Origin of the sequence: Stieleria sp., from assembly GCF_041595215.1 — a bacterium.
In the GTDB taxonomy this organism is placed as follows: Bacteria; Planctomycetota; Planctomycetia; order Pirellulales; family Pirellulaceae; genus Stieleria; species Stieleria magnilauensis.
Genome location: NZ_JBFHKV010000953.1, coordinates 1 through 3,379, shown reverse-complemented (window position 1 = coordinate 3,379; position 3,379 = coordinate 1). Strand labels below are relative to the sequence as shown.

4 protein-coding genes are annotated in these 3,379 nt (G+C 58.3%); 1 reads left to right on the top strand and 3 read right to left on the bottom strand.

Translation table 11 applies throughout. From position 1 onward, the window contains the following. The 3 genes from ABX749_RS26735 to ABX749_RS26725 all read right to left on the bottom strand — a co-directional run. The coding region (locus tag ABX749_RS26735) for a Tm-1-like ATP-binding domain-containing protein (RefSeq protein WP_372898692.1) at positions 1–206 on the bottom strand (206 nt) is incomplete at its 3' end. After that, positions 203–1,069: a phosphoenolpyruvate hydrolase family protein gene (locus ABX749_RS26730; RefSeq protein ID WP_372898691.1), complete on the bottom strand. Its 867-nt coding sequence runs from the start codon at positions 1,067–1,069 to the stop codon at positions 203–205. The genes ABX749_RS26730 and ABX749_RS26735, both read right to left, overlap by 4 nt. 200 nt (positions 1,070–1,269) lie before the next feature. Then, positions 1,270–2,757 (bottom strand): arylsulfatase, encoded by a 1,488-nt coding sequence (locus ABX749_RS26725; protein WP_372898690.1) that lies wholly within the window; start codon positions 2,755–2,757, stop codon positions 1,270–1,272. Between the two features lie 266 nt (positions 2,758–3,023). Between ABX749_RS26725 and ABX749_RS26720 the strand changes: the two genes are divergently transcribed. Beyond that, positions 3,024–3,379, top strand: a 356-nt coding sequence (locus ABX749_RS26720; RefSeq protein ID WP_372898689.1) for a hypothetical protein, incomplete at its 3' end; no start/stop codon positions are given.

Sequence of the window (3,379 nt, the reverse complement as noted above, 5' to 3'; positions counted from 1 at the left end):
CCGCGGTCGCCGGCGATCGGCTTCAAATCCGCGTCGATGCTCGAGAGCAACTCGTCGCGTGTGACATCGGGCGTGATGCGAGGCGGCTCGCCCGTCCCCACGTCGATGGTCAATACCGCGAAACCTTGGTCACGAATTTTCTGGGCAACGAACTCCAGCTCGTCGCCCTTGGTGTCATACGTCCCGAGGACGGCAATCGTCTTCATCGCGAACGTACCGGAATCTGCTTGAACTCGCGCGTCAGTTTCAGCAACGATTGTTCAAAGGCAATGCGTTCCAAACTGCTCGCGCCGACGAAGCCGACCGCATCGGTGTGTTGGTTGATGTAGGCGGCGTCGTCGGGTCCACAAATCGGACCGCCGTGGGAAAGCAAGAAGATGTCGTCACGCACACTTTTTGCGGCATCACAAACCTCTTGCGTGCGTTTGGCAGCGTCTTCGATCGTACAACTGGCATCGGTGACGCCGATGCTGCCGCCGATCGTGGTGCCGACGTGGGCAATGATTGCGTCGGCCCCCGCCTTGGCCATCGCCTCGGACTCTTCGGCCGTTGCGACATAAACGATGCTGAAAAGGTCCATCTGGCTCGCCAAAGCGACCATTTCGACTTCGTGGGAAAAACTCATCCCGGTTTCCTCCAACACCTGCCGAAAGTTTCCGTCGACGATGGCGTGGGTCGGAAAGTTATTGACGCCGGAAAAACCCATCTCTTTGACTTTGCCCAACCAATGCCACATCCGCCGTCGCGGGTCGGAGGCGTGGACACCGCAGATGACCGGTGTTTCTTTCACGATCGGCAATACCTCGTACTCGCCGATCTCCATCGCCACGGCATTGGCGTCACTGTAGGCCATCAAGCCGGCGGTGCTGCCATGACCGGCCATTCGGAAACGGCCGGAGTTGTAAATGATGATCAGATCCGCGCCGCCCTGCTCGAGAAACTTGGCGCTGATGCCGATGCCGGCGCCCGCGGCGAGAATCGATTCGCCGCGATCAAGAGTCGCGCGCAATCGCGCCACCACCTCTTCGCGTGTGTACGGGTTTCCTGTTCCAGTCCACGGGTTTGGCATTGCAGAAGCTCGTTCAAAAGGGCGACGAAATTCATCACGGTTGACCAGGTCCGACATGATAACGCAATCGGATCCGGTCATCCCAGCGATGGCACGTCGGACTTGCCAAGCGAGTGGCGCCGCGCGGTCCCTTTGCTGACGCGTGCGGGCTCAAATCGAAAAACCGCAAACCTGGTCGCGTTCTGCGAGCCGGCGGCGGTTTAACGTTCGTCGTAGATCTTCATCGGGAAATCGGGCTCGAACGTGCGGTCATTGATGAACGCCAGCTCGAGCCGCTTGACGATATCCGGATGCGACTTGGCCAGATCGTTGGTTTCCGCCGGGTCGTCTGCGAGGTTGTAAAGTTCCCAATCGGCCGCTTGTTTTTGGTTGATGTTGCGACGAATCGCTTTCCAATCTCCATCTCGCACCGCAACGATTCCGCCGTATCCGTTGAAATTCCAAATCAAGGGTTTGCTGCGTTGCGTTTCATTGCCCTGGATCAAACCGACCAAGCTGACGCCGTCAAGTATTTGTTGCTCGGGAAGTTTGCCGCCGGCGATCTCGGCCAACGTGGGAAACCAGTCCGGGAAGTACGACGGGAAATCATTTTCACTGCCTTGGGCAACCTGACCGGGCCAGCGGACCAGGCATGGGATGCGAATGCCGCCCTCGTAGCAGCTTCCTTTGTAACCCTTCAATCCGCCGTTGGAATTGAAGAACGTGCAGGCCGCTCCACCGACGTGAAATTCGGGATTGCGGCTGCCGTGCGTCGGACCGTTGTCAGAAGTGAAAATCACAACGGTGTTTTCGGTCAATCCGTGTTTGTCCAGTTGATCCAAGATGGTCCCAACGTGTTCATCCAAATCGGAGATCATCGCAGCGTACGCAGCTCTCGGCCGCGGGTGGGGCAGGTAACCGTTCTCGCCCCGATAGGGTCCGTGTTGGTCGTCCCACTCGGTCGGATACTTGTCGATCCATTCTTGGGGTGGTTGCATGGCGACGTGCGGTTCGACGAACGGGCAATACAAGAAGAACGGATTGTCTTTGTTCTTGTCCAGAAACTTGACGGCCTCCTGCAGGATCAAATCCGGTGCATAGGTTTCCGCCCGATAGTCGTCCGCGACCACTTCTCCGTCCGGTTTGCGGTCGTGGCCGGGGATCGGGTACTTGTTGATCAGAACTTCTTTTTCGTCGCTGTCCAAGAATGGCGGAAAATAGCTGTGGGCGTTGCGTTGGCAGTTGTAACCGAAGTAGCGATCAAATCCCTGCTTGATCGGTGAACCGGTGGTATTGGACGGACCGAGCCCCCATTTGCCGAAGGCACCGGTCGCATAGCCAGCGTCTTGCAACACTTCGGCGATCGTGACGATCTGTTCGGTGATCGGAAACTGTCCGGGATAGATTCGCCCGTTGCCGGAATCACGGTTGGTCCGGATCTCGGCGTGCCCCAGATGCTGGCCGGTCATCAGGGTGCAACGCGCCGGAGCACAGACTGGCGCGCCGGTGTAGTGTTGCAGGAACCGCATCCCGTCCTTTGCGAGCCGGTCGATGTTCGGTGTACGAATCTTCTCTTGGCCGTAGCATCCGAGTTCACCGTAGCCGAGATCATCCGCCAAGATAAAAACAATGTTGGGGGTTTTGGCCAGGCCAACTCGCGGGATACCCGCCGTCAGCACAAGGGCGGTGATTAACAATAAAAGACGCATAGTGGGCATTTCCAGGGCGTTGCTCAGCAGGGATGTGACGGGTCGGCGGGACCAAAACCAAGTTGCGGTTTTGGACCGCTCGCATTCGACGCAGTGTAACGGATCCACGGCGTGAATTGCCCTCGGGCGTCTCTTCAACCGTCAAGATCGCCCGAGGACGTCACGGCCATTGCGTCAGCGAATGAGTTCTCGATCATGCCGCCGGCGCGATGGACCGTGCATGCTAGGGTTTCCTCGGTCCCCCCTTCTCTCGCCAGTGCCGAATCATGCCCACCGTAGCATCAGCTTCAACCACGACCTCCGGAGCTTCCGGGACTCATTCGCCCGCACGACGATCAGCGGAGAAACCGAAACACAAGATTCCGGTCCCCCCAACGGCCGACGATGACCGCTACGAGCCTCGCTTTCAAGTGATCGGCGGGCAAGATGTTCGCGACATCCAATGCCGGCTTTTGGTTCCTGCTCCGCTGGGAGGCGACGATCAAATTCCCTGTCAGATTGTGGATCTGAACTCCAGCGGTTGCGCGATTCGCTATCGGCAAACCCGGTCGCTGTTCAAGTCAACGACGTTGGAAATTCGCAACCTCGCGGGACACGACACCTTACAGATGCTCGCGCGGGT

What these genes read in the sequence shown, in the direction of transcription:
- ABX749_RS26730 (WP_372898691.1), bottom strand. Translation starts at nt 1,069, where the DNA reads ATGCCAAACCCGTGGACTGGAACAGGAAACCCGTACACACGCGAAGAG.
- ABX749_RS26725 (WP_372898690.1), bottom strand. Translation starts at nt 2,757, where the DNA reads ATGCGTCTTTTATTGTTAATCACCGCCCTTGTGCTGACGGCGGGTATC.